The sequence below is a fragment of the Oceanicola sp. S124 genome (genome assembly GCF_000220565.1).
Taxonomy (GTDB): domain Bacteria; phylum Pseudomonadota; class Alphaproteobacteria; order Rhodobacterales; family Rhodobacteraceae; genus Pseudooceanicola.
In genome coordinates, this window is the sequence record NZ_AFPM01000186.1 from 1 (window position 1) to 23,755 (window position 23,755).

21 protein-coding genes and 1 pseudogene are annotated in these 23,755 nt (G+C 68.9%); 8 read left to right on the forward strand and 14 right to left on the reverse strand.

Features of this window, described 5'->3' with window-relative positions:
- From OS124_RS28025 to OS124_RS0113130, 5 genes are all read left to right on the forward strand, one after another.
- On the forward strand, window positions 1-216 hold a 216-nt coding region (locus tag OS124_RS28025), incomplete at its 5' end, for a hypothetical protein (protein WP_237708115.1).
- A complete protein-coding gene (gene nagA / locus OS124_RS0113115; protein ID WP_010140148.1) occupies window positions 213-1,343 on the forward strand; it encodes an N-acetylglucosamine-6-phosphate deacetylase in 1,131 nt (376 codons plus the stop codon). The genes OS124_RS28025 and nagA, both read left to right, overlap by 4 nt.
- Window positions 1,340-2,260 carry an ROK family protein gene (locus OS124_RS0113120; RefSeq protein ID WP_029375414.1) on the forward strand — a complete coding sequence of 307 codons (921 nt, stop codon included), beginning with the start codon at window positions 1,340-1,342 and terminating at the stop codon, window positions 2,258-2,260. The genes nagA and OS124_RS0113120 overlap by 4 nt, the downstream gene beginning before the upstream one ends.
- 36 nt (window positions 2,261-2,296) lie before the next feature.
- On the forward strand, window positions 2,297-3,805 hold the full coding sequence (locus OS124_RS0113125; protein WP_010140150.1) for a M81 family metallopeptidase: 1,509 nt from the start codon (window positions 2,297-2,299) through the stop codon (window positions 3,803-3,805).
- On the forward strand, window positions 3,802-4,545 hold the full coding sequence (locus OS124_RS0113130) for an SDR family oxidoreductase (protein ID WP_010140151.1): 744 nt from the start codon (window positions 3,802-3,804) through the stop codon (window positions 4,543-4,545). The genes OS124_RS0113125 and OS124_RS0113130 overlap by 4 nt, the downstream gene beginning before the upstream one ends.
- Here the strand turns inward: OS124_RS0113130 and OS124_RS0113135 are convergent.
- From OS124_RS0113135 to dctP, 5 genes are all read right to left on the reverse strand, one after another.
- Window positions 4,535-5,719, reverse strand: a complete 1,185-nt coding sequence (locus OS124_RS0113135) for a cytochrome P450 (RefSeq protein ID WP_010140152.1) — start codon at window positions 5,717-5,719, stop codon at window positions 4,535-4,537. The genes OS124_RS0113130 and OS124_RS0113135 overlap by 11 nt on opposite strands.
- The gene (locus tag OS124_RS0113140) at window positions 5,716-6,921 is read right to left on the reverse strand and encodes a cytochrome P450 (protein WP_010140153.1); all 1,206 of its coding nucleotides are present in this window, start codon (window positions 6,919-6,921) and stop codon (window positions 5,716-5,718) included. Before OS124_RS0113140 ends, OS124_RS0113135 begins: the two co-directional genes overlap by 4 nt.
- Window positions 6,897-8,171, reverse strand: coding sequence for a TRAP transporter large permease (locus OS124_RS0113145; protein WP_010140154.1), 1,275 nt, complete (start codon window positions 8,169-8,171; stop codon window positions 6,897-6,899). The genes OS124_RS0113140 and OS124_RS0113145 overlap by 25 nt, the downstream gene beginning before the upstream one ends.
- A 1-nt stretch (window position 8,172) precedes the next feature.
- A complete protein-coding gene (locus OS124_RS0113150) occupies window positions 8,173-8,688 on the reverse strand; it encodes a TRAP transporter small permease (protein WP_040607126.1) in 516 nt (171 codons plus the stop codon).
- A 101-nt stretch (window positions 8,689-8,789) separates the two neighbouring features.
- Window positions 8,790-9,824, reverse strand: coding sequence for a TRAP transporter substrate-binding protein DctP (gene dctP, locus OS124_RS0113155; RefSeq protein ID WP_010140157.1), 1,035 nt, complete (start codon window positions 9,822-9,824; stop codon window positions 8,790-8,792).
- Between the two features lie 373 nt (window positions 9,825-10,197).
- Here dctP and OS124_RS0113160 point away from each other — a divergent pair, with 373 nt between their 5' ends.
- On the forward strand, window positions 10,198-10,731 hold the full coding sequence (locus tag OS124_RS0113160) for a MarR family winged helix-turn-helix transcriptional regulator (RefSeq protein ID WP_010140158.1): 534 nt from the start codon (window positions 10,198-10,200) through the stop codon (window positions 10,729-10,731).
- Window positions 10,732-10,815: 84 nt separating this feature from the next.
- Here OS124_RS0113160 and OS124_RS24625 read toward each other — a convergent pair whose 3' ends face one another.
- The 6 genes and pseudogenes from OS124_RS24625 to OS124_RS0113185 all read right to left on the reverse strand — a co-directional run bounded on the left by OS124_RS24625 (window position 10,816) and on the right by OS124_RS0113185 (window position 16,557).
- Complete coding sequence (locus OS124_RS24625; RefSeq protein ID WP_010140159.1) at window positions 10,816-11,958, reverse strand: amidase; 1,143 nt, start codon at window positions 11,956-11,958, stop codon at window positions 10,816-10,818.
- 52 nt (window positions 11,959-12,010) lie between these two features.
- Window positions 12,011-12,253: pseudogene (locus tag OS124_RS28355) on the reverse strand (hypothetical protein); the annotation flags it as partial.
- A gap of 81 nt (window positions 12,254-12,334) precedes the next feature.
- Entirely contained in the window at window positions 12,335-13,342 is a 1,008-nt protein-coding gene (locus tag OS124_RS0113170) for a glycosyltransferase (RefSeq protein WP_010140160.1), read from the reverse strand.
- Between the two features lie 11 nt (window positions 13,343-13,353).
- On the reverse strand, window positions 13,354-14,358 hold the full coding sequence (locus OS124_RS0113175; RefSeq protein WP_010140161.1) for a glycosyltransferase family 2 protein: 1,005 nt from the start codon (window positions 14,356-14,358) through the stop codon (window positions 13,354-13,356).
- Window positions 14,359-14,401: 43 nt separating this feature from the next.
- The gene (locus OS124_RS0113180; protein ID WP_010140162.1) at window positions 14,402-15,316 is read right to left on the reverse strand and encodes a glycosyltransferase family 2 protein; all 915 of its coding nucleotides are present in this window, start codon (window positions 15,314-15,316) and stop codon (window positions 14,402-14,404) included.
- Window positions 15,316-16,557 (reverse strand): oligosaccharide flippase family protein, encoded by a 1,242-nt coding sequence (locus OS124_RS0113185; protein ID WP_010140163.1) that lies wholly within the window; start codon window positions 16,555-16,557, stop codon window positions 15,316-15,318. The genes OS124_RS0113180 and OS124_RS0113185 overlap by 1 nt, the downstream gene beginning before the upstream one ends.
- 208 nt (window positions 16,558-16,765) lie before the next feature.
- Here OS124_RS0113185 and OS124_RS0113195 point away from each other — a divergent pair, with 208 nt between their 5' ends.
- Window positions 16,766-17,998, forward strand: a complete 1,233-nt coding sequence (locus OS124_RS0113195; protein ID WP_010140164.1) for a polysaccharide biosynthesis/export family protein — start codon at window positions 16,766-16,768, stop codon at window positions 17,996-17,998.
- Between the two features lie 119 nt (window positions 17,999-18,117).
- Here the strand turns inward: OS124_RS0113195 and OS124_RS24630 are convergent, their stop codons facing one another.
- From OS124_RS24630 to OS124_RS0113210, 3 genes are all read right to left on the reverse strand, one after another.
- Complete coding sequence (locus tag OS124_RS24630) at window positions 18,118-20,709, reverse strand: hybrid sensor histidine kinase/response regulator (RefSeq protein WP_083834632.1); 2,592 nt, start codon at window positions 20,707-20,709, stop codon at window positions 18,118-18,120.
- 29 nt (window positions 20,710-20,738) lie between these two features.
- Window positions 20,739-21,248, reverse strand: coding sequence for a hypothetical protein (locus tag OS124_RS0113205; protein WP_010140166.1), 510 nt, complete (start codon window positions 21,246-21,248; stop codon window positions 20,739-20,741).
- 160 nt (window positions 21,249-21,408) lie between these two features.
- Window positions 21,409-22,800: a WecB/TagA/CpsF family glycosyltransferase gene (locus tag OS124_RS0113210; RefSeq protein ID WP_010140168.1), complete on the reverse strand. Its 1,392-nt coding sequence runs from the start codon at window positions 22,798-22,800 to the stop codon at window positions 21,409-21,411.
- Between the two features lie 337 nt (window positions 22,801-23,137).
- On the opposite strand from OS124_RS0113210, the gene OS124_RS0113215 reads away from it, so the two are divergent.
- On the forward strand, window positions 23,138-23,752 hold the full coding sequence (locus OS124_RS0113215; protein WP_029375416.1) for a response regulator transcription factor: 615 nt from the start codon (window positions 23,138-23,140) through the stop codon (window positions 23,750-23,752).
- Window positions 23,753-23,755 lie beyond the last annotated feature (3 nt).

Below are 23,755 nucleotides of genomic sequence, written 5' to 3' on the forward strand. Positions count from 1 at the left end.
GTTTTCTCGGGTTTTCGCAGCGCCGGTCCTGCCGACTCTGCCCCGAATTACGAAATTTATTTTCGTAGACTGCGGCGGAGATTCATGGCAGTCAATACAAAAATGAGAAACACAGCAGCGACGATGAAATTCCTTTTCAACAACTGCCCGGGCAAGAGGCATGAAATCCGACAGGTGGCAGGCGCGTGCCTGTCGTGGGCGGGTATGCGGTCATGAATGACGTTGTTTCTCCTGGCGCAGCGCGGCTGTTCGACGGGCAGCACTGGCATGAGAATGCGGCGCTGCGGATCGAGGCGGGGCGGGTCGTCGAGGTATGTCCCGCCGCCGATCCGCAGGTCGATATGCTGGTGCCCGGATTCGTCGATCTGCAGGTCAACGGCGGCGGCGGGGTACAGTTCAACGAGGCGCCCACGCCCGAGGCGCTGGCGCAGATCGTCGAGGCGCATCGTGCCGGGGGCACAACCGCGCTGCTGGCGACGCTGATCACCGACACCCCCGGGATAACCGCAGCGGCCATCGCCGCCACCCGCGCCGCACGCGCCGCCGGGCAGGAGGGGCTGGCAGGGCTGCACCTCGAAGGCCCACATCTCGACCCGCGCCGCAAGGGCACCCATGCGCCCGGGCTGATCCGCCCGATGGAGCAGGGCGATCTCGACGCCATCCTGGCCGCGGCGCCCGACTGCGGGCACCTGCTGGTGACCCTGGCGCCCGAGGCCGCGACGGCGCAGCAGATCGCGGCGCTGGTCGCGGGCGGCGTTCAGGTCAGCCTCGGCCACAGCGATTGCACCGCCGAAGAGGCCTCGCTTGCCTTCGCGGCAGGTGCTTCGATGGTCACCCACCTCTTCAACGCCATGAGCCAGCTTGGCCACCGCGCCCCCGGCCTTGTCGGGGCGGCGCTGGCGGCGCCCTCGGTCCATGTCGGGCTGATCGCCGACGGCTTCCATGTCGCCGATATCGCCATGCAGGTCGCCCTGCGCGGCAAGGCGGGACCGGGGCGGGTGTTCCTCGTTTCGGATGCCATGGCCGCGACCGGCTCGGAGCTGACGCAGATCACGCTGAACGGGCGCACCATCCACCGCGCGGGCGGGCGGCTGACGCTGGCCGACGGCACGCTGGCGGGGGCGGATATCACCCTGCTCGACGCGGTGCGCTACTGCCATTACCAGCTCGGGCTGGCGCTGGACGAGGCGCTGCGGATGGCGGCGCTCTACCCGGCCGAGGCGGCGGGGCTGGCGGGCAAGGGTCATCTGGGGCGCGGTGCGGATGCGGACTTTCTGCTGATGGACAAGGATTTGCGCCTGACCTCCCTCTGGGTGGCAGGCAAGGAAAGGTGGGCGGCATGATCGTCTGTTTCGATATCGGCGGCTCGGCCATAAAGGGGGCGGTGGCCAGCACGGCCAGCAACGTGCGTGCCCTGTCGCGGCGCCCGACCCCGGTCGATGACTTCGACGCCTTCGTGGCCGCCCTCAGGGAGGGCATCGCCGAAGCGGGCGCGCGGCCCGAGGCGGTGGCGATCTCGATCGCCGGGGTGATCGAGCCGCGCGGCGGGCGGGCCATCGTCGCCAATATTCCCTGCCTCGACGGTCGCCCCATGGCCGCCGACCTGGAAGCCGCGCTTGGCCTGCCGGTGCGCATCGCCAATGACGCCGACTGCTTCGCCCTGGCCGAGGCCGTGGTGGGCGCGGGACGCGGGCACGCTGTCGTCTTCGGCGCCATCATCGGCACCGGCATCGGTGGCGGGCTGGTCGCGGACGGTCGGCTGGTCGCCTCGGGCGGCGGCTATGCGGGCGAATGGGGCCACGGCCCCGTCGCGCGCCGCCTGCTCGACTGCCTGCCCGAGCCGCTGCCGGCCTTCCAGTGCGGCTGCGGGTTGAAGGGCTGCCTCGACGCCACCTGCTCGGCGCGCGGGATCGAGCGGCTCTATCGCCATATCGCCGGGGCCGAGCTGCCCTCGACCGAGGTGCTTGCGCGCTGGCACGCGGGCGAGGCGCTGGCGGGCAAGACCGTGGAAGCCTGGCTCGAGGTGCTCTCGGGGCCGTTGGCCATGGTGATCAACATGACCGGGGCCACCGTGGTGCCGGTCGGCGGCGGGCTGTCCAACGACGTGGCCCTGATGCAGGCGCTGGATGCGGCGACCCGGCCCCTGACGCTGGCGAAACAGGACGACCCGCTGGTCGTCCGCGCCCAGTGCCAGACCGAACCGGGGCTGATCGGCGCCGCCATTCTCGCTCTGCAGGAGGGCCAGCGCAGTGCTGCCTGAACCTGCCGCCCGCGCATTCGCAAGGAAGGACACCGCGTGAGGATCTTCACCGCTTCGCTGGCGACCGAGACCAATACCTTCTCGCCTCTGCCCACCGACCGTGCCGCCTTCGAGGCCGCCTTCTACGCTGGTCCGGGGCAGCACCCGGAGACGCCGACGCTCTGTTCCTCTCCGGTGCCGATCCTGCGGCGGCGCGGGCGGGCCGAGGGGTTCACGGTGATCGAGGGCAGTGCCTCCTGGGCCGAGCCCGCCGGGCTGATCAAGCGCGAGACCTACGAAGAGCTGCGCGACGAGATCCTGGACCAATTGCGCGCCGCGCTGCCTGTCGATGGCGTGGTGCTGGGCCTGCATGGCGCCATGGTTGCCCAGGGCTATGACGATTGCGAAGGCGACCTGCTGGAGCGTGTCCGCCAGATCGTCGGCGCCGAGGTGCTGGTCGCGGCCGAGTTCGACCCGCACAGCCATCTGACCCGCCGCCGCGTGGCGCAGCTGGACATCGCGGCCATGTTCCTCGAATTCCCGCACACCGATTTCCAGGAGCGCGGCGAGCATGTGGTCGACCTGGCCCTGCGTGCCCTGCGCGGAGAGATCCGGCCCGTCATATCGACCTTCGACTGCAGGATGATCGGCATCTACCCGACCAGCCAGCAGCCGATGCGCGGTTTCGTCGACCGGATGAAGGCGCTGGAGGGGCAGGGCCGGGTGCTCTCGGCCTCTGTCGTGCATGGCTTCATGGCAGGCGATGTGCCCGAGATGGGGACGAAGATCCTCGTCGTCACCGATGCGGCCCCGGAGGAGGGCGCGGCGCTGGCCCGGCGGCTGGGGGAAGAGCTGTACCGCCTGCGCGGGCAGACCGCGATGCCGATCCTCGATTTCGAGGCCGGGATCGACGCGGCGCTGGAAACCCGCGCCAAGGATACCTCGAAGCCCGTCACCATCGCCGATACCTGGGACAATCCGGGCGGCGGCTGCGCGGGTGACGGCACCCATGTGCTGCTGTCGCTGATGAAGCGCGGCGTGGACCGCGTGGCTTGCGGTGCCATCTGGGATCCGATCGCGGTCAGCTTCTGCCATGCGGCGGGCGAGGGCGCGACGCTGCGCCTGCGCTTCGGCGGCAAGGCTGGCGCCGAGGCCGGCCCGCCCATCGACGCCGAGGTCATCGTGCGCCATGTGGCCGCCGAGGGCTGGCAGAGCTTCCGCGCCAGCCGGGTCACCCTGGGGCGCACGGCGGTGGTGCGCATTGCCGGAACCGAGATCGACGTGGTGCTGATCTCGTCCCGCTCGCAGACCTACGAGCCCTCGCTGTTCTCCAACCACGGGGTCGATTTCGCCGGCAAGGAGATCCTGCTGGTGAAATCCACCAACCATTTTCACGCGGGCTTCGATCCGGTCTCGTCGCGGATCATCCATGTCGACAGCCCGTCCAGCTATCCGACCAACCCGGCGGCGACGCTCTACCAGAAGGCGGGCCGCGATTTCTGGCCCAAGGTCGAGGACCCGCTGGGGCTGGATGCGCGCGACACGGCAGAAGAGGAAGCCCGATGATCAACCTGGCAGGCAAGCGCGTCGTGCTGACCGGCGCGGGCGGTGGCATCGGCTCGGCCATGCTGCGGGCGCTGAACGAGGCCGGGGCGCATGTGGTCGCCTGTGATCGCTCGGGCACCGGGATCACCGGCGCCGCCGAGGTCGAGCTGTTCGACATCACCGACGCCGATGAGATCGCCGCCGCCGCCGCGCGCATCTTGGCCCGGCCCGTCGACGTGCTGATCTCGAACGCCGGGGGCACCCGGGTCGAGACCATGGAAGCCACGGACCGCGCCGCCATCGACTTCGACCTGTCGCTGAATTTCACCGGGGCGGCGCAGTTCAGCCGCGCCCTGCTGCCTGCGATGCGGGATGCCGGCGGCGCGATGGTCTTCGTGGCCTCGGTCAATGGGCTGGCGCATTTCGGCAACCCGGCCTATTCGGCGGCCAAGGCCGGGCTGATCGCCTGGGCCAGGGCCATTGCCACCGAAGAGGGCCGCCATGGCATCCGCGCCAATGTGGTCGCGCCGGGCTCGGTCCACACCCCCGCCTGGGACGAGCGCAAGGCGCGCCAGCCCGACATCTTCGACAAGGTGACGGCGCTTTATCCGCTGGGGCGGCTGGTGCGGCCCGAAGAGGTTGCCAGCGCGGCACTGTTCCTTGCCTCGCCGCTGGCCAGCGGCGTCACCGGCACGGTGCTGCCGGTGGATGCAGGGCTGACGGCGGGCAACCTGCCGTTCATCGACATCATCAGCCAGTGAGGCCGTGCAGCCGCAGCGGCACGCTTAGCGGGCCGTATTCGGGCCAGCGGGTCATCTCGGGCGTGCCGAGCATCTCGAGCCGCCATGTGCGCGCGGTCAGCTGGGCCAGCACCTCGCGCAGCAGCAGCCGGGCCAGTGGTGCGCCGGGGCACATGTGGGCGCCACGTCCGAAGGTCAGCAGGTCGCGGGCCGTGCGGTCGAGCCGGTAGTCGGCGGGATCGGGGAAGACCTCAGGGTCGCGGTTGGCGGCGGTGAAGACCACGGCCACCGGATCGCCCGCGTGAACCGGACAGCCGCCGATGGTGGTGTCCTGTGTCGCGGTGCGGGCGAAGCCGCGATAGGGCGTATAGAGACGCAGCAGCTCTTCCAGGGCCACGGGCACCAGCGCGGGATCTTCGCGCAGCTCGGCGTGGTGATCGGGGTGGCGGGCCAGGTGGACGGCCATCGAGCCGATGAAGGTCGTCGGCGCGATGATCCCGACCAGCAGGAACTGCCTGAGGGCGCCGAGGATCAGGTCATCGGCCAGCGGTTCGCCCTGTACCCGCACGGCCAGCAGGCAGGCGACAGGATCATCCTCGGGCGCGCGGGGGTGGGCGTGACGGTCGGCAATCAGCGCGGCGGCGAGGGCGTAAAGCGCATCGCTGCGCTCGCGCAGGGTCTCGAAGTCCTGCCGTTGCAGGGCCATGTTGAACTCGGCGCCCACGGTGCGGATTTCTTCGGCGGCCTCGGGCGAGAGGTTGAAAAACTCGGCCAGCAGGGTGATCGGCAGGGTGAAGGAGAAGTCGGCGCAGATGTCACCCTCGCCCTTCTCCAGCAGCGGCGTCAGCTGGGCATCGACCATGTCGCGCACCCGCGCGTTCCATGTGGCCAGTCGCGCCGGGGTCAGGAAGCGCAGCAGGGCGCTGCGGTAGGGGATGTTGTCCGGCGGATCCAGGTGCAGCGGCGGGCGGCGCTGCGTGGTGGCGACGGGGGGCACGACGTTCTGCACCCGGGTGGTGAAGCGCCGCCAGTCCTCCAGCACCTCGCAGGCATCGGCGTGGCGAGTGACGGCCCAGAAGCCGCCCAGGTCCTCGGTCCAGGCGACGGGGCAATGGCTGCGCAGCTCGGCGAAAAGCGCATGCGGGCTGTCGAAATCCTCGACTTCGGGCAGGGTGAAATCGGGCTTGTGGGTCATGCCACACCTCGCAGATCGAGACGCATGGAAGTCACGCCGTATTCCGTCCAGCGTGCCCATGTGGGCTCGGCCGCGAGGTCAAGGCCCGGGGCGCGCAGAAGCTGGGCCAGGGTCAGCCGGGCCTGACGGCGGGCGAGGCTTTGGCCGATGCACATATGCGGGCCGATGCCGAAGGCGATGTGACGATTGGGGGCGCGGTCGGGGCGGAACTCCATCGGCGCGTCAAAGACCTCTTCATCGCGGTTGGCCGAGAGGAAGTTGAGCGCGACGGGGCAACCCTGCGGGATCTCGGTGCCCGAAAGCCTGGTGTCCTTCGTCGCGACCCGCACAAGCGCCTGGTTGGGCGAATAGAAGCGCAGCAGCTCTTCGATCAGCGCGCGTTCGCCGGAAGGGTCGTGGCGCAGCATCTGCACATGTTGCGGATGGCTCGCCATGTGCCAGGCCAGCGAACAGAGAAAATTGCGCGGCACGACATGGCCGCCGATCAGGTTGAGGCGGACCATGCCGGCCAGTTCTTCAGGCGTGAAGGCGCCGCCCTCGGGCTCATGCGCCATCAGGCCCGACACCATGTCGACCTCGGGGTCGCGCGGCGCGGCGATGCGGTCAGCCACGAGGTCGATGGCGAACTGGTCGACGAGGCGCGACAGCCGCCCGGCCTCGCTCAGGTTCTCGGCCTGCACGGCGGCGACGTAGTCGTGGCTGAGGTGGCCGATCTCGTCCGCCTCGGCCAGGTCCATGCCGACCAGGATGCAGAGCGCGCCCTGGGTGAAGGGCCCGGCGAAACCATCGCCGAAATCGGCATCCGCGGGCGTTTCGAGCAGGCGGTCGAAGAGGCTTGTGGCCAGCGCGTCCAGCTCGGGCTCCATCCGCTTCATGCGGTTTTCCTTGAAGAACAGGTTCAGCCCCTTGCGGTAGCGATCCGAGTCCGGCGGGTCCTTCTGCAACGGCAGGCGCGGCAGGCCCTTGCGAGGGGACGAGGGGATGACGGTCATCTTCGTTGCCGTGAAGGTTTCCGGATCGCGCGAGGCGGCGCAGACATCCGCATGCCGCATCAGGGTGACGAAACCGCCCCACTCCTCGGACCAGGCCACGGGGGCCTCGGCGCGCAGACGCTCGTGGACTTCGGCCGGGTCCGACAGGGTCTCGGGGGATACCGGGCTCCAGTCCGCGCGGCGTTTCACATCATTGTCCTGGGAAGCCATAGCGAGATCTCCGGGATGTAGGTGACAAGGATCAGGAAGAGCGCCATCAGCGCCACGAAGGGCAGCATGCCGCGGATCGCCTCGGACATCGGGGCGCGGGCGATGGAGCTGAGCACGAAGATGTTCAGCCCGATCGGCGGGGTCAGGAAGGCGATCTCCATGTTGACGATCAGCACGATGCCGAAGTGCATCGGGTTGATGCCCAGCTGGGCCAGCAGGGGCAGGACGATGGGGGTGACGATCAGCATCACCGCCACGGCGTCCAGGAACATGCCCAGCACGATCATGATGACGTTCAGGGCCAGCAGGAACTGCCAGGGCTTCAGGTCCCAGTCGATGGCAAGGTTGACCAGCGCCGTCGGCACGCCCGAGCCGGTGATCCAATGGGCGAACAGCATGGCGAACATGACGATGAAGGTGACGGCAGAGGCCGATTTCATCGCCTCGGTCGCCATGCCGAAGATTTCGCGCGGCTTGACCTCGCGGTAGACCAGCAGCGCCACCAGGACCGAGGCGACGGCGGCCACGCCCGCGCTTTCGGTGACGGTGGTGTAGCCGGAATAGATGCCCGCGAAGACCGACAGCGGGATGGCCACGGCCGGCAGGGCGCGCAGGTTCTTGGCAATGAAGTCGGACCGGCTTGCGCGGAGGCCCGAGGCATAGCCCTTGCGGCGCGAGTAGAAGATCACCCAGGCGGCCAGGATCGCGGCCTGGATCAGCCCGGGGATGACGCCTGCCAGGAAGAGCTGCGGCACCGAGACCTCGGCGATCAGCCCGTAGAGGATCATCGACAGCGAGGGCGGGATCAGGATGCCAAGGGTGCCCGAGGCGCCGACAAGGCCAAGCGCGAAGGGCCGGTCGTAGCCGCGTGCCATCATCGCCGGGATCAGCACGGTGCCCATGGCCATGGCGGTGACGACGGAGCTGCCCGAGATCGCCGCAAAGAGCGTCGTGGCGATGACGCAGACCAGCCCCAGGCCGCCGCGGATATGACCGACCCAGGTTTCCGCCGCCTCGATGATGATCCGCGCGATGCCGCCCTTCTGCATGAAGGTCGCGGCCATGACGAAGAAGGGCACGGCCAGGAAGGTGGTCGAGTTGATCCCCGAGACCGAATGCGCGGCAGCATCCATCAGGGGCTTGCCCTCGAGGCCCAGCATCACCAGCGCCACGGTACCGAGCGCCACGAAGATGGGCGCGCCAAGGGCCATCAGCGCCAGCATGGCGCCAAGTCCGATCAGGGCTTCCATGTCAGTGTCCTCCGGCTTCGGGGGCAAGGTCGGCGCCGAAGGGGCGCTGGCCTTGCAGCAGGATCAGCCCGATGCGGCCGAGGATCAGCACCATGCCGACCGGCAGGGCAAGGAAGACCGCCCAGGCCTGCGGCATGCGCAGGGTCGAGGCCGAGCGTTCGTCCAGCAGCAGGGCGAAATCCACCGCCTGCCAGCCATAGACCGCCATGGCGGCGCAGAAGGCGATGGTCAGCACGGTCACCACCCAGCCCAAAACCCGTTGCAGGCGCGGCCCGAGGGCGGCGATGACGACCTCGGTCGCGATATGGCGGCGCTCGGCCACCAGCACGCTGCCCGAAAGGACGCTGGCCCAGATGATGCAGTAGATGGCGATCTCTTCGGCCCAGTCCACGGCGTGCAGGGGGGCGAGGGCACGGACGACGGCCCCTCCGAGGAAGCAGCCGAGGGCCGCGAAGATGAGGCATCCGATCAGGATCATCTCGATCCTGGTCCAGAGCTTTAGAATTCTGGTGATCATGTCGGGTCCGGGTGTCATGAGGGGCCGGAAGGGCCGGGCGCAGGCAGGGCGGAAATGCGGCGGAGGGCAGGGGCCCTCCGCCCGGTCGGGCAGGTCCCGGCCTACATGCCGTTCAGCGCGGCAGCGGCGCGTTCGATGAAACCGGCATCCATGCCGCCCGCCTTGACGATATCCGCCTGCGCGGCCAGCAGCTTGGCCTTCATCGCCTCGATCTGCTCCGCGCTCGCCTCGGTATAGACCAGCCCGTGGCTTTCATTGACCGAGCGCGCCTCGGCCCGTTCCATCGCCGATTGCTCGTTCGCCCAGCCGACGGTCTCGGCCCAGGCCTCTTCGATGGCGGCCTGCTCGGCGTCCGAAAGCTTCTCGAGGCTGCGCTGGCTGATCAGCGGGATATAGATCCCCCAGCCGGCGTTATCGACGAAGACGTTCTCGATCCCGGCTTCCCAAAGCTTGCCACCCATGATGGTCAGGTCGGTGACGGCACCCAGCCCGTCGATCTGGCCCTGGCTCAGCTGCAACACGATCTCGGATCGCGGCGTGGCCTGCGGTGCGGCGCCAAGCTCTTTCAGCAGGTTCACCACGATGGGGCTGGGGGGCGTCGCCAGCTTCACCCCGGCGAGGTCGTCGTAGGAGGCGACCAGCTTGCCCGCCGTGTAAGAGGTGTTGTTGGGCGCATAGAGAAAGGGCCCGGCCTCGGGGATGTGGATGTTCAGGCGGCCGACCATGCCCCAGAGTTCATCCCCGACGGGGCCCGAGAGCAGCTCCAGCACCTCGTCACCACTGGCGCCGTAGAACGCGGGCAGCGAGAGGACCGAGAGGTTGGGCTCGAACTGGCTGAGCGTCGGATTGGCCTGGATCGACATGTCCAGCGCGCCCGAGGCCAGCGCCCGCACCGCATCGGCGGACTTGTAGAGCTGGGCAGCGGGGAAGATCGCCACGGTGACCGAGCCTTCGGTCTTCTCGGCGATCAGCTCGGCCCAGTGCTCGGCGGCGCGGTTGCGCAGGTGACCCGGCGGGGTCTCGACCGAGAGCCGCAGCTCGGCGGCCCCGGCGGCGGTCGCGGCCAGCGTGGCCGTGCCAAGTCCAAGGCCGATCAGCGCGATGCAGCTGCCGGCCGTCTTGATCAGTGTCTTCATGGTCTCCTCCCTGAGAACCGGTTTCACGCAGCCCGCTGGACTGCGCTTCTGGCCCGACCTGTCCCGGCGCGGGCAAGGCCGCGACAGGCGCGGCGGTTGTGCTGGCAGTGTCCGGCGGGGCCGGCGACCCCTCCCCGGGTGCCTGGCCAGCTGCGCCGCCGGGGCGTGCCTCCTCCATATAGTTCAGTTTGTGAACTGATTGCGATTCTGTCAACGGCTCTGTTGACGGTGGCGGATGCTGCAACTGCTAACAGAGGGCGTCCGAGGCGCGACGTGCCCCCGCGGTCAATGGTTCATAAAATTAACTGGCAGGCCATTCGTGCTTGGCCCGAGGGCGCGGGATCGGCTATGCAGGGGGGAAGGGGGATGCACCGTGGACAGGACCGAAGACAACAAGACCGGTGATTGCGAGGGGCCTCATGCCGTGGCCGCTTCGACCGCGGCCGGCCCCCAGGCAGCCGTTGTCGAACTGGGGCCATTGTCGCGCGAGGTGGTCTTTCTGGTCCGCAACCTGCATGCGCTGCTGCGCCCCGAGGGCCAGAAGATGCGCGAGGCCATGGCGGTGGAAAGCGGCTCCATCGGGGTGCTGGCCCTGATCTGGATAAACCCCGGCGTTTCGCAGAACGACCTTGCCGCCAGCCTTGCGTTGAAGAAATCCGCCGTGGCGCGGACCGTGAAGGCGCTCGAGGCCGAGGGGCTGGTGGCGCGCCGCCGGGCCAGCGCCGACCGCCGCGCAAATGCGCTGACCCTGACCGAGGCCGGTCACGAGAAGATGGCAATCTTCCGTCCGCTCTCGGCGGCGCTGCACGAGCGGCTGTTCGACGGCGTGCCGGGAGAAGACCGCGAGACCTTCTTGCGGGTGCTGGCAGGACTGGTCGAGCGGCTATCCCGCGGCGCCCAGGACTGACGACCACCAAGCGGCACCCGGACGCAGACAGGTGCGAAGCCTGCACGGCTTGCCATCATGCACCCCGACCTGCTGGCATCCCCCTCACGGCACCGGATCAATCGGCCCGAGCGGCCCGCCCGTGGCGCGCTCGACGGCGCGGGCGGCGGCCAGCAGCCCGGCCTCTCCGCGGGGCCTGCCGATCAGTTGCAGCCCGACGGGCAGTCCGCGCGGCCCCAGCCCGACCGGGACCGAGATCGAGGGCAGCCCGGTGACCGGCGAGAGATAGGAAAAGCGTAGCCACGAGATGTAATCCTCCACCGGGCGGCCGTCGATCTCGGCGGGGTACTCCTGCTCGACCGGGCCGGGCATCAGGCCGACCACCGGGCAGGCCAGCACGTCGAAGCCGCGCATGAACCCGGCGAGGATGTCATAGAGCCGCGACTGCGCCTGCTGGGCATCGTAGACATCGGTGATGGTCAGCATCCGCCCGTATTCGATGTTCTCGCGCAGGGTCTGCTTGAAATGCCGCTGCACCCTTGGATCGGCGCGCCCGGGACCGGCAGCCCAGAGCATGGCGCGCAGCACGCGGTAGGTACCGTCCAGATCGGGCAGGGGCGGGCAGGTCTCTTCTACCACGGCGCCGGCGGCCTCGACCTTGCCGAGGGCCATGCGCAGATGGTTCTCGACCTCGCGCGCGACGGGGGCGAAGCCGCCGAGGTCGACCGAAAAGGCGATGCGGGGGCTGTCTCCGGCCTCGGCGACGGCCTGCTGAAAGGGGCTGGCGGGCGCCGGGTAGGACAGCGGCTCGGCCGGGTCGCTGCCGGCCATGGCGTCAAGGAACAGCGCGGCGTCCATCACCGAGCGCGCCATCGGGCCCTGCACCGCCTCGCGGTGAAAGCGCATGTGGGCCGGGGCGCCGGGCACCAGCCCGGGCGAGGGGCGCAGCCCGACCACGCCGCAGAAGGCCGCCGGGGTGCGCAGCGAGCCCGCCAGGTCCGAGCCATGGGCCAGCCAGACCTCGCCCGCCGCCAGCGCCGCCGCCGCCCCGCCCGAGGATCCCCCGGCATTCAGCGCGGTGTTCCAGGGGTTGCGGGTATAGCCGAAGACATCGTTGAAGGTATTGGCCCCGGCGCCGAATTCTGGCGTGTTGGTCTTGCCGATGACCACCCCGCCGCGCGCCTCGATCCGCCGCACGATGGGCGAGGAGGTCTCGGGCACATGGGCCGTCATCCCCCGGGTGCCCATCGGTGGTCCGCACCCCCGCGACCTCGCTGAGATCCTTGATCGCCACCGGCAGCCCGGCCAGCCAGCCGGGGTGCGCCGTCTCGCCCGCCAGGGCCACCGCGGCCGCTTCGGCGCGGGCCCGGCAGAGCGTGGGCATGGCGTTGATCGCAGGCTCTGCCTGTTCGATCCGGGTGAATGCCGCGGCGATCAGCTCGGCCGGAGAGACCTCTCGACGCCGCAGCAGGGCCAGCACCTCATGGGCCTGAAGGCGGCAGAGATCGGGGCCGGTGAAGCCGGGGTTTTGCGGAGCGCTCATGGCAAACCTTTGAACAAAAGCGGAAACTTCCCCGCATAGAAGCGGGGAAGTCGCGCGGTGTCAAAGGGGCTTGCCAGGGGGCTAGGCGCGCTCCTGCTGCAAGGCGATGGGATCGCCCCCGGCCAGAAGATCGCCCAGCAGGTTGCGCCAGCCGGCGATGGTCGCCTGTTCCTCGATCCGGCGCGGCGGCAGCGAGGTCGGCATCTGGGCGCCGGCCAGGCGTTGCAGCGCGGCGGTCCAGCCCTCGACCGAAGGGTCGTTGACCCGGATCGCCCCGAGGCGGACGTGGTCGGCCAGCCCGTCGACGCCCGAGACCAGCAGCGGACGGCGGGCGGCGCGGGCCTCCGAAGCGGCGATGCCGAAGGGTTCCCAGCGGGAGGGCATGGCGATCACGTCGCATTGCCGCATGGCGCGGACCGGGTCGGGGGCGAAGCCGGCGAACTGGATCCGGACGTCGCCCGCGGCAAGGGCTTCCAGCCGGGTGCGCTCGGGACCATCGCCGTAAAGGGTCAGGCGCAGGTCATCGCCGGGAACATCGCGGAAGGCCTGGATCAGGAGGTCGAACCCCTTCTGACGATCGAAGCGGCCGATGGCGCCGAAGTGGCGCAGGCGGCCTTCCGGGGCGGGCAGGGCGCGGAAGCCGGACAGGTCCACCGTGGGGCGGATCACCGTCAGCGCGTCAGGCTGCACCAGGCCGCGGCGGGTCAGCCAGTCGCCCTGGCCCTCGCTGACCGCGACGATGCGGTCGAACAGCGCATAGGAGCAGCGCAGCAGGGTGAAGAACCGCGCCCGCGCCGGGACATTGGCCGCGGTGAAGCCTTCGGAGTAGCTGTGCTCGACATGGACCAAGGGCGTGCCGGCGTGGCGGGCGCGCAGCGCGATCAGCCCGGGCAGGCCGCGCCAGGTGATCGCCAGATGCGAGACGATCAGGTCGGCCTTCACATGGACCGAGGCCGGGCGGGTCCGCGACACGGGCACGATCTGGTGGCGGGCCAGCGCCGCCATGCCCGGGGTGCCCGAGATGAAGGACAGGTAGCGGGTCACGCCGCCGGCGGACTGGTCGTCGACAAGATGAGCAATGCGAAGCATGGCGGGTCTCCTCAGCCTGCGCGGCGGCCGACGAGGGCCATGGCGCGTTGGATCATTCCGGCTCCGGCGGTGGCCAGAACCGCGGTGGCGGTCAGGGTGGTGACGGTCTTGGCGGGTTCCTCGACCAGCGGGCGCAACGAGGCGGCAAGGCTGGCGCGGGCGCGGGCCACGGCCTCGGGCGCATTGCCGGCGCTGATCGCGCGGCGGGCGAGGTAGCGCAGCTGGTAGGCGCGAGCGGCCGGGGCCTCGCGGGCGAAGAACTCGGGCGCAATCGGGGTCAGCTTCTCGACCATGCGTTCCCAGAAGGCGAACTGCAGGTCGATCCCGGCCGACAGACCGCCGGGGGCGACGCGGTAGCGGGTCAGCAGGCCGGGCACGCCCTCGATCTCCCAGTCGGTGGTCAGGGCGAGGCGCAGCCAGCATTCGATGTCCTCGGACTGGCGGAAGCTTTCGTCGAACCACCAGTCGCGCGCCGTCTCGCCCTCGGGGCGGAAGGCGATGGCATCCAGCGCGGCGCGGCGGATCACCGGAGACGAGCCGTTGCCGATCGGGTTGCGCTTGAAGACATGGGCGGCGGTGATCCCGGTGAGGCGCGGTTGCTGGCTCAGTCCGGTCGGCTCGCTGTCGGTGTCGATCAGCTCGGATCCCGAGAAGGAGATGCCGACCGCCGGCGCGCTGTCCAGGTGGTGGACATGGGCGGCCAGCTTTTCCGGGCGCCAGAGGTCATCGGCATCGCAGAAGCCGATGAAGGTGCCGCGGGCGTGGAAGATGCCGGTGTTGCGCGCCCCGGCCAGGCCGCGGTTCTTCTGGCGGATCAGCCGCAGGCGCCGGTCCGGGACGCTGCGCGCGATCTCGGCGGTGCGGTCCGACGAACCGTCGTCGATCACCAGCACTTCGAGATCCTGGAAGGTCTGCGCCAGCAGGGCGGTCAGGGTTTCTTCCAGGGTGGCTTCGACATTGTAGCTGGGCACCACGATCGACACGCGCGGGGCGGTGGAGGCGATGATATGCGGCATGTGGCAGGTCTCCGGTCGAGTGGTTTGCAAAGTCGGGGCGGGATCAGTTTGCAAAGAGCGATTTGCGCAGCTGCGCGGGCAGCAGGGGCGACATCAGCGCGCCCCCAAGGGTCAGCGCGCCACGGCGGCGATCCGAGAACCAGCCGAAGGGGCTTGAGGCGAGGCCCCGCAGCGCCAGCCCCAGGGCCTGGCGGACCGGGGCGCCGGTGCGCAGGGCGCGGCGGGTCAGGTAGCGCAGGTGGATCGCCTCGTCCCGGCGCGAGGGGCGCCGGTTGTAGCGCGCGGCGGTGACCAGCGCGGCAAGGCGTCCGGCGGCCATGGCGGGCAGGTCCGCCGAAAGGCCGGTGACCGAGGTGCGATACCAGACCTGGACATCGTCCAGCCCGGCAAGGCGATGGCCCTCGCCGACGAGGCGGATCAGGAACTCGAGATCCTCGTTGTGCACGATGCGGGGATCCAGCCCTCCGGTCAGCACGAAGGCATCGGACCGCACCGCAAGGTTTGACATGGTGCAGACCGGGTTCTCGCCCAGCAGGTCGGCGACCGTGACATCCCGGGGCAGGACGGTGCTGACGCTGCGCGCGCCGTTGCGGTCGAAGAAGGCGACGCGGCCATAGCAGGCGGCCAGGGTCGGATCGCGGAAGGCCACGGCCAGAGATTGCAGCTTGTGCGGCAGCCAGAGGTCATCGGCATCGCAGAAGGCCAGGATCTCTCCGCCCGCCTCGCTGATGGCCATGTTGCGCGCCTCGGAGGGGCCCTTGCCTGTGTTGCGCATCAGCCGGAAGCGGCGGTCGCGGGCGCCGTAGATGGCGGCCACCCGCAGGCTGTCATCCTGCGAACCGTCGTCGATGATCAGCGCTTCCCAGTCGGTGAATGTCTGGGCCAGCAGGCTGTCGAGGGTGGCAGCCAGGGTGGCAGCGGCGTTGTAGCAGGGGATGACAATCGAGAAGAGGGGCATCAGGCAAGCTCCATCCGGCGCAGGGTGGTGAAGGCGGGGGCGACGGTCGGCAGGGCCGCGCCGATCTGGGTGAGGACGGCGACCACGAGGTAGCCGGTGGCGATTGCGGTCAGCCCGTAGGGTGCCAGCAAGGCTGTGTTGGCCATCAGGGCGAAGGTCATCATCGCGGTGGCGAGGAACTCGGTCTGGGGCTTGTCGTGGGCGCGCAGCCACTGGGCGGCGGCGGACCAGACGACACCGGGAATGGCTGCCAGGCAGAGGATCGAGACGACGAGGTCGATGTCCCCCCAGCCTGCGCCGAAGAGCAGCGGCACGTAGAGCGGCGCGGCCAGGGCCTGCAGGACGACCACCGGGGCAATGATCGCCACCGACAGGATCAGCGAGCGGCGCAGCGCGGCAGCCCGGTCGGGGGCGGTGACCAGATGCGGGAAGAGCACGGTGGCGAAGGCCTGGCTGAACGAGGTGGCAAGTCCGAGCCCGGCGTTGAAGGCCATGAAGTAGAGGCCCAGCACCTCGGTGCCCAGCATGGCGCCGATGATCAGCTTGTCGGCCTGCAGGCGCAGTGCCTTGACGATCTCGACGCCCAGAACGGCCCAGCCATAGGTGAGGAAGGGGCGCAGCGGGGCGGGGGCGACGCTGCGGTCGGGCTTCCAGGGGTGCAGGCGGCGCATGGCGATCAGCCAGACCGGCGCGGCGAGCAGGCGCGGCAGGATCAGCGCCATCGGGCCGGGGAAGACCAGCGCGAGGACGGCCGAGGCGACATTGGCCGCCACCACCTGCCCGCCGGCGATGGCGGCGGTCTGCTTCATCTTGCCGGCGCGCATGGCGAGGGCGCATTGCACCAGCCCGCCCGGCATGAAGAGGTACTCTCCGGCCAGTACCGCGATCAGGGCAAAGAGCATGGCATCGCCGGTCATCGCCCAGACGACGGCGCCGGCGGCGCATTGCAGGGTGAACAGGCCGAGGCACCAGGTCCAGAAGATCCGGTGCGCGCTGCGGGTGGTGGCGGCCAGGTCGGCCTCGCGCGCGGCGATGATGCGCTGGCCGACGCCGTTCTCGGTCAGCGATTTCACGATGTCGGCGGCGGCCAGTGCCGCGGCGGCAAGGCCGATGGCGCCGGCATCCATGGTGCGCGCCACAGCGACGACGACCAGCAGGCGCGATCCCTTGGCTGCCGCCTCGGAGAGGCAGTAGGCAAGAAGATGCGCAGCGAAGCTGCCGGTGCGGAAGGCGCGAAACATGGGATCTGACTTTCGGCTGGCGTCTGGATGGGCCCAGATTACCTTGACCACGGGCGGCACGTCCTTCGCGCCCAAGGAGAGTGCAGGGGCGCAACAGGCGGAAACCCCTATCCTTTCGGATGGCCGGCGCCTCGGCAGGGCGCTGGACGGCTGAATCCCGGCCGGTATAGGGTGACCTCGACCCGCCAGAGCAGATCCGGACCCGACAGTGACCTCAATCCGCCGCTCCTTCCTGCCCCGTGGCGCCTCGATGGCGCTGCTGCTCGCTGCCTGCTCGGCCCCGCCCGAGGCAGGCAACCTCGAGCCGGTGGCCGAGGGCACGGCCTACCAGGCCCAGTACCGCGCCTTCGAGGTGAGCCGTGCCGAGACCGCCCTGCTGCGCGCGCCGGCGATGAATGCCGCGAGCTGCCTGCCGGCGGCCGGGGACCTGGGCGAGGCGGGCTCGAAGGTCGGGCCGGCGACCCCTGTGGCGCTTGAGGGCGAATTGCTCAGCCGGGGGGACCTGGTGCAGCTGCGCCTGCCCGAGGATGAAACCTTCAGCGGCGAATATGTCATTTCGCGCGATGGCACCCTGAAGCTGCCCTATCTGGCGCCGGTCGAGGCCCAGGGCCGCAGCACCGATCAGGTCGCCCGCGAGATCCGCTCGGCCCTGGTGGCCGGCGACTTCTACGGCGCCGAGCCGCAGCTTTCCCTGCTGCTGATGGACCTCGCGCCGGTCCGCGTGGCGGTGCGCGGAGCCGTCTTCGAGCCCCATGCGCTGGATATCGGCGGCGTGTCCGGTGACACGGTCGACAGCCGCCGACAGGCCGCGCTTGGCGCTTCGACCGAGGCTCGCAACCTGTCTGTCGCGCTGCGCAGTGCCGGTGGCGTGCGCCCGGATGCCGATCTTTCGGCGGTGCGCCTGACCCGGGCCGGGGTCAGCTACACGCTGGACCTGCGCGGCATCGTCGAGGGCCGGGACGCGCCCGACGTGGTGCTGGTGACCGGAGACGAGATCTTCGTGCCCTCGCGCCAGTGCTTCCAGGATGCGCTGATGACGCCCAGCCCGATCTCGCCGCCGGGGATATCGCTCTACCTGTCGAACCTGACCCAGCCGGCGTCCGGCAATGCGCCCTCGGCCATCGGACAGACCGTGCGCGAGCTGCCCTATGGCGCGCGCTACATGCAGGCCGTGGTGGATGCAAACTGCGTCGGTGGGGCCCGGGCCTCCAGTGCCGCGCGATCGGCGGCGCTGTTCACCCGCAATCCGATGACCGATGTGTCGGCGGTGATCGAACGGCCGGTGGAAGAGATGCGCCAGCGGGCCGACCGGGACGACTACGATCCCTACCTGCTGCCCGGCGATGCCATTGCCTGTTACGACAGCGGCGTCACCAACCTGACCGAAGTCGGTCGGGTGCTGGGCGTGCTCGGCGCGGTCGCGGTGCTGGGACGGGACTGAGGCGCGCCGTCCGGCAACAGGCACCGGCTTGCAGGACGGGCCTTTTCAGCATGGCCTGGGAAAGGCCCTGATGCTGGGCCAGAGACATGTGTCAAAGGAGCGCCCCGCGTCGGCAGGGGTCAGGCCACCGCCAGGCGCTTGTCGATCGCGCGGAGCTGGTCGAGGCTGTCACGCCAGAGCGGTTCCAGCGCCGCGAGTTCATCTTGAGCCACATCCTGGTTGCGCTTGGTCTTGGTCTCGATGTCGGCAAGAGCGCGGCGCAGGGCAGTCAATCCGAAGGTACCGCAGGTGCCGGCGCAGGCGTGGGCCAGGCGGGCGATCTCGCTGCGGTCGCCGGGGCCGGAAACCAGGGCGGCGATGCAGCCATCGGTCTCGGCGGTGAAGCGTTCCAGCAACTTGCGGCCGGTTTCGACGCCGGTGCCGGCCAGAAGGGTCTCGATCTGGTCGCGGTCGATCAGGGGCGCTGCGACATCGGCCTCCTGCGGCTCGGCACCGGGCCCGGACAGCCGCCCGCCCACGATATCGTTCAGGCAGCGGGCAAGCACCTTGCGGTCGATCGGCTTGGGCAGGGTCTGCGAAATGCCGACGGCGCGGAACCGCTCGATCTCTTCCGGCAGCGCATGGGCGGTCAGGGCGACGATGGGCACATCGGCTGAGGCGCCATTGCCGGCGCGGATGCGGCAGGCGGCTTCGGCGCCGTCCATGACCGGCATGGAGATATCCATCAGGATGACATCGAAGCGCTGCGCATTGGCCCACTCCACGCCGGCCTGGCCGTCGACGGCCTCGGTCACCGTGTGGCCATCGCTTTCCAGCATCTCGCGGGCGATGAAGCGGTTGATCTCGTTGTCCTCGACCAGCAGCACTTCCATCGGCACGGCGGCGGGGGCCTGGCTTTCGGAGCCGACGGCCTCGTCCTGGGCGGCGGCTTCGGAGACAGGGATGCGGATCCAGAACAGGCTGCCGTCGCCCGGCTCGCTTTCCGCGCCCAGTTCGGCATCCATCACCTTGGCGAGACGCCGCACGATACCCAGCCCCAGCCCGGTGCCCCCGGCCTGGCGCGCGTAAGAGCTGTCGAGGGTCTCGAAATCGTTGAAGATCCGTTCGATATCGCCCTCGGCGATGCCAATGCCGCTGTCGATGACGCGGAACTCGATCTGGTTGCGTTCGGCGCCCAGCATCTCGACCTCGATGTCGATGCCGCCGCCGCGGGTGAACTTGGCGGCGTTGCTGACCAGGTTCAGCAGGATCTGGCGGATCTTGCGTGAGTCGCCGGTCAGCCGGTCGCTGGCAGGGCCGACCCAGGACCAGCTGAGGTCATTGCCGTTGCTGCTGGCCAGGGTCGCGGTGCTCTCGACCACCCCGTCCATCAGACGCGAGACCGAGAAGGGCCGCGACTCGGCCTTCATCTTGCCGGCCTCGAACTTGGCCAGGTCGAGCACGTCGTTGACCAGACCCAGCAGGTGCTCGCCCGAGCCCTGCATCAGGTCCAGCAACTCGCTCTGGGTCTCGTTCAGCTCGTGGTCGCGCAACAGCTGCATCGAGCCGAGCAGGCCGTTCAGCGGGGTGCGCATCTCGTGGCTCATCACCGCGAGGAATTCGGACTTAGAACGCTCTCCGGCCAGGGCGCGGTCGCGGGCCTGGGTGATCATTTCTTCCTGGGCCTTCCGCAGCGAGATGTCGCGGACGAAGGAGACGTAGAGATGTTCGTCGTCGGCAGCCCGATCGAAGGAGACCTCGGCCGGGAAGCGGCGTCCAAAGCGGTCGACCGCGATGACTTCGTGCGGGTGCAGGATGTGGTCGCCGCGTTCGCGCGCCTTCATCACGTTGCGCACCACGTTCTGCAATTCGTCCGCCTGGTCATTGGTCATCAGGATGTCGCGGACCCGGCGGCCGATGGCCTCGTCGCGGCGATAGCCGAAGATACGCTCTGCGGCAGAGTTGTAATCCCGGATGACGCCCAGGTCGTCGGTCACCACGATGGCGTCCAGCGAGGTCTCGACGATGGTGTGCATGCGGTTGGCGCGGCCCTCGGCCAGCTCGGCGTGCTCGCGGGCTTCGCGGGTCAGCCGCATCAGCACCAGGGCGATCAGCGACAGGCCGGCGATGAAGGCGAAGAGCACCGCCGCGATCAGGCTGAGCTTGCGGATCAGGCTGGCCTCGTTGGCGTCGGCAACGCGCACGAAGGCATCCAGAGCGGCCAGCGAGAAGGCCCGCACGGCAACTCCGGTCGCGGCCGCATCCTCGGCGATGGCGGGCAGGGCGGCGGCGAGCTTGGCGTCATCGCCGTCGATCAGCGGGATCGTCCGGTCGAGGAAGGCGACGACCTCCCCGCGGGGGATCGTCAGGGCCTGTTCGCGTTCGATGCTGTCGAAGGGTTCGGAGAAGTCGACGGTGTTCATCCGGCTGTAGAACACGTCGAAGCGCAGGCGGGTGTCGCGCAGGGCCCGCTGCACGACATCGGGCGCACTGCCGTCCTCGACCGCTTCCTGCGCTGCCTGGAGTTGCAGGCGGAAGTTGAGGAATTCGACATCGGCCTGGGACAGGCTCCATTGAAGCCCGTCCGCCTTGGATGAGGTAAGACGCTCGATCTCGAAGAGCACCGTCCAAGCCGTCCCTGCCACCAGCGCCACGCAGAGTGCCAAGGTGACGATTGCCGCCATTGGTCGCTGCCACAGTGCGGCCCCGGAAGTCTTCAGGCTCGGGCTCATGCGGTGTCCCTCGTGCAGAGGCCCGGCGATCAGTCGATGACGCGCAGGCGGTCCAGTTGCCAGACACTTCTAAAATGAATCACGTCCGTGCGATAGGCCGAGGACACGTCATAAGGATAAACGATCCAGAGCGGACCCTTCTCACGCACTGACATCGTCTGGCCGTGGTTGCGATAGGCCAGGATCGGATAATCCTGATCCCAGCCGTCACGCGGAATGGTGACCGCGTAATCGTTGATGGCTGTCAGATCCAGCGCCTTGGCGTCGGGGGCGACGGCATCGACCAGGATCTGAAGCGGCACACCGGTGAATTCCTGCATGCCGTCGGTCCAGTTGGTGGTGGTGTCGATCTCGGCAACCGGAAACGCCTCCAGATCGGCGAGGGTGAACTCGGCCAGAACCGTCCCTTCCTCGTCAAGCACGGTGAGCAGGATCGGTTCCGCATCCTGTGCAAGGGCCGGCAGAGCAGGGGCGGCGAAGCTTGCGGCGATCACGGCAAGAGCCGAGAGTCGCTTGGCGAGGCGTGGCAGTGCGAACATGATGCGAATCCTTTTTTACCGGTGAGTGTCGCATAAAACTCTAGAGTCTCCTTCGGGGCATCCGAAGACTTAACCTATCCGAAAGGGTAGGATCTGCTATTTTCTCAACGCGTACCATTCGGCCTGCCCGGGAAACCGCCGGGGCCGTGGGGTCGGGCGCTCAGTAGGCGCCACGGCCGCCGACGACCGCCCGCGCGGTCAGCGCGAGCAGCATCATGTCAAGGAAGATAGAGCGCGAGCGGACATAGGCCAGATCAAGGTCGACCATCTTGTCGAAGCCGATCTCTGCCCGGCCCGAGACCTGCCACAGACCGGTCAGCCCGGGGCGGACGGCAAGCCGCCCAAGGGCCCTGGCCGGATAGGCCGCGACCTCTTCGGGCAGGGCCGGACGGGGGCCGACGATGGACATGTCGCCCTTCAGCACGTTGAGGATCTGGGCCAGTTCGTCGATCGAAAGGCGGCGCAGGATCCGACCGACGCGGGTGATCCGGGGATCGTTGCGCGCCTTGAAGCAGATGCCCTCGCGGTCCGAGCTTTGCAGCAGCGCGGCCCGCCGTGCCTCGGCGTCGCGATACATCGAGCGGAACTTTAGCATGGTGAAAGGCTTGCCGTCGCGCCCGATGCGGGTCTGGCGGAACAGCACCGGCCCGCCGCTTTCGAGGCGGATCGCCAGGGCGGTCACCAGCAGCAGCGGAGAGAGGAGCACCAGCGCCACCGAGGCGATCAGCAGGTCGAAGGCACGGCGGGCGGCCTCTCCGGCGGGGCGCTGTGTGCGGGCGTCGCGACGGGCGCGGATCAGGAACTCGACATTGCCGATCAGGTAGCGGCGGGCCATGCGGCGCGGCTCCATCGCCAGGCGCCAGACCCATTCGGCCTTCGCCTTGCGGACCAGGGCGGGGGCCCGCTGGACCCGACCGGCAAGAAAGTCGAACAGCGCGCCGACGCCCATCGACAGACGGGGCGACAGCCGGGCCGCGTTGCGGGCCAGCCAGGTGTCCTGGAAGGGAACGCCGAGGGCGACCAGCAGGATGTCGGCGCGCGAGGCATTGATCTGGGCGATGGCCGCAGCCTCGTCCTTCATGCCGTCATAGCCGTCACGGGTGCCGGCGATCTTCAGCCCCGGGATGTCGCGTTGCATCCGCAGGGCCGCGCCCTCGGCCACGCCGGGCTGCCCGCCCAGCAGGAAGACCGAAAGGCCGCGGCGGGCGGCCGCCGCCAGCAGCCGGGGGCAGAAATCGGTGCCGTTGAGGTTCTCGGTGAAACGCTTCTCTTGCATCCGGGCGGCCAGTTCGACGCCGATCCCGTCGGGCAGGATCATGTCGGCCGTCACCAGCGCGTCGCGATAACCGGCGTCCTTCGCGGCGACATTGCCGCAATGGGCATTCAGGAAGGCAACGCGGGCGCGCCGTCCCGGCAGCATCAGGCGTGCAATGACGGCCTCGGTCCCGGCATCCACGATGCCGAGGCCGAACAGGCGGATCCGGGGCAGCACCGGGCTACCCTTGACCGGGCGGGCATCTTGCAGATGGGCAAGCTGGGTCGGGAAATTCATCTGGGTCCTCCGAATGTGCGTTTCGTTACATTCAGATGACCGAGGGGGCCTTCCGCGCTCAATCGCGCGGGGGGCGAGGACGGCGGGACTTTCGCAGAGCCCGCTCCCTCGAGGAAGAGGTGGCGTCGATCCGCCGGTATGGGCCTTGATCCCGAAGGAGGGGGGCATTATCCCTAAGAATATTCAGCATTCTCCTTTCGGGTTCCCCGATTTGGTCACATTCTTGGTGTGTTGTTAACCAGTGACCGACGTCTTGATTCGAAATGACGGGAATTGAACAGTGATTACGGCTAGCCCCCTGCAGGAGACTTCTGTGCGTAATATGGCTTCTGGTGGCATGCGGGTGCTGATCGCGGATGATCATGATCTTCTCCGGGATACCCTTCAGGCATTCCTGAATGCCGAGGGCGGCTTCGAAACCGTGACCGTCGCCTCTTATGACGAGGCCGTGGAACGGGTCGAACGGGACGACGACTATGATCTTGTGCTGCTCGACTACTCCATGCCCGGCATGTCCGGCATCGAGGGCCTGCAACGCATGATGGAGCAGACCGGCCACAAGCGTGTCGCCATCATCTCGGGTACCGCCAGCCGCGAGATCGCGGAAGAGGCGCTGGCCATGGGCGCCGCCGGTTTCCTGCCCAAGACCCTGTCGGCCAAGTCGCTGATCAACGCCGTGCGCTTCATGGCCATGGGAGAGCAGTACGCCCCGCTGGAATTCATGCGCGCCACCGCCGACGAGACGTCGAACCCGCTGGCCGACAAGCTCTCGCACCGCGAGTTGCAGGTGCTGGAGGGGCTGACCCAGGGCAAGTCCAACAAGGAAATCGCCCGCGATCTGGATATCCGCGAGCCGACGGTGAAGCTGCACGTCAAGACGCTGTATCGCAAGATCAACGCCTCGAACCGCACCCAGGCGGCGATGATCGCCAAGGAAGCCGGCCTCTTCTGACAG

What these genes read in the sequence shown, in the direction of transcription:
- OS124_RS0113135 (WP_010140152.1), bottom strand. Translation starts at nt 5,719, where the DNA reads ATGACCCACAAGCCCGATTTCACCCTGCCCGAAGTCGAGGATTTCGAC.
- OS124_RS0113185 (WP_010140163.1), bottom strand. Translation starts at nt 16,557, where the DNA reads ATGTTTCGCGCCTTCCGCACCGGCAGCTTCGCTGCGCATCTTCTTGCC.
- OS124_RS0113140 (WP_010140153.1), bottom strand. Translation starts at nt 6,921, where the DNA reads ATGGCTTCCCAGGACAATGATGTGAAACGCCGCGCGGACTGGAGCCCG.
- OS124_RS0113180 (WP_010140162.1), bottom strand. Translation starts at nt 15,316, where the DNA reads ATGCCCCTCTTCTCGATTGTCATCCCCTGCTACAACGCCGCTGCCACC.
- OS124_RS0113210 (WP_010140168.1), bottom strand. Translation starts at nt 22,800, where the DNA reads ATGAATTTCCCGACCCAGCTTGCCCATCTGCAAGATGCCCGCCCGGTC.
- OS124_RS24625 (WP_010140159.1), bottom strand. Translation starts at nt 11,958, where the DNA reads ATGGGCACCCGGGGGATGACGGCCCATGTGCCCGAGACCTCCTCGCCC.
- OS124_RS0113170 (WP_010140160.1), bottom strand. Translation starts at nt 13,342, where the DNA reads ATGCTTCGCATTGCTCATCTTGTCGACGACCAGTCCGCCGGCGGCGTG.
- OS124_RS0113215 (WP_029375416.1), top strand. Translation starts at nt 23,138, where the DNA reads ATGCGGGTGCTGATCGCGGATGATCATGATCTTCTCCGGGATACCCTT.
- nagA (WP_010140148.1), top strand. Translation starts at nt 213, where the DNA reads ATGAATGACGTTGTTTCTCCTGGCGCAGCGCGGCTGTTCGACGGGCAG.
- dctP (WP_010140157.1), bottom strand. Translation starts at nt 9,824, where the DNA reads ATGAAGACACTGATCAAGACGGCCGGCAGCTGCATCGCGCTGATCGGC.
- OS124_RS0113150 (WP_040607126.1), bottom strand. Translation starts at nt 8,688, where the DNA reads ATGATCACCAGAATTCTAAAGCTCTGGACCAGGATCGAGATGATCCTG.
- OS124_RS0113130 (WP_010140151.1), top strand. Translation starts at nt 3,802, where the DNA reads ATGATCAACCTGGCAGGCAAGCGCGTCGTGCTGACCGGCGCGGGCGGT.
- OS124_RS0113145 (WP_010140154.1), bottom strand. Translation starts at nt 8,171, where the DNA reads ATGGAAGCCCTGATCGGACTTGGCGCCATGCTGGCGCTGATGGCCCTT.
- OS124_RS0113175 (WP_010140161.1), bottom strand. Translation starts at nt 14,358, where the DNA reads ATGCCGCATATCATCGCCTCCACCGCCCCGCGCGTGTCGATCGTGGTG.
- OS124_RS0113205 (WP_010140166.1), bottom strand. Translation starts at nt 21,248, where the DNA reads ATGTTCGCACTGCCACGCCTCGCCAAGCGACTCTCGGCTCTTGCCGTG.
- OS124_RS24630 (WP_083834632.1), bottom strand. Translation starts at nt 20,709, where the DNA reads ATGAGCCCGAGCCTGAAGACTTCCGGGGCCGCACTGTGGCAGCGACCA.
- OS124_RS0113120 (WP_029375414.1), top strand. Translation starts at nt 1,340, where the DNA reads ATGATCGTCTGTTTCGATATCGGCGGCTCGGCCATAAAGGGGGCGGTG.